The organism is Bradyrhizobium sp. CCBAU 51627 (genome assembly GCF_028128765.1).
Classification (GTDB): Bacteria; Pseudomonadota; Alphaproteobacteria; order Rhizobiales; family Xanthobacteraceae; genus Bradyrhizobium.
The window spans coordinates 1-309 of the sequence record NZ_LBJG01000041.1 but is presented as its reverse complement, the minus strand read 5'-3'; the positions used below and the strand labels follow the sequence as shown (position 1 = coordinate 309).

1 protein-coding gene is annotated in these 309 nt (G+C 58.6%); it reads right to left on the bottom strand.

Translation table 11 applies throughout. The features are described from left to right. A partial coding sequence (locus tag XH88_RS25605) for a transposase (RefSeq protein WP_271671023.1) occupies positions 1-219 on the bottom strand: 219 nt, incomplete at its 3' end. Positions 220-309: the final 90 nt, after the last annotated feature.

The following is a 309-nucleotide window of genomic DNA, read 5'->3' as shown; positions in this document are numbered from 1 at the left end:
TTGTGACAGCCAGACCGCGTGCTCACCCGAAACCGCCTTCGGCTTATGACCGCCCATCTGGCCTGGAGCCACGCTGCCAGTCTCATCGACCCGCTTCATCCAGCCGATTGCGGTGCTGATCGCCACCCCAAACTGCTTGGCTGCCTGATTGCGGGACATGCCGCCCTTGATCGCGGCCACGACACGCTTGCGAAGGTCTAGAGAGTAAGGCTTGCCCATCCATGCTGGCCTCCTTCCAGCCAGCATGGTGAATCAGAAAGAAGCTGATTTGGGAATCCCAAATCGATTCAACCTAACCTCATCCCGCTT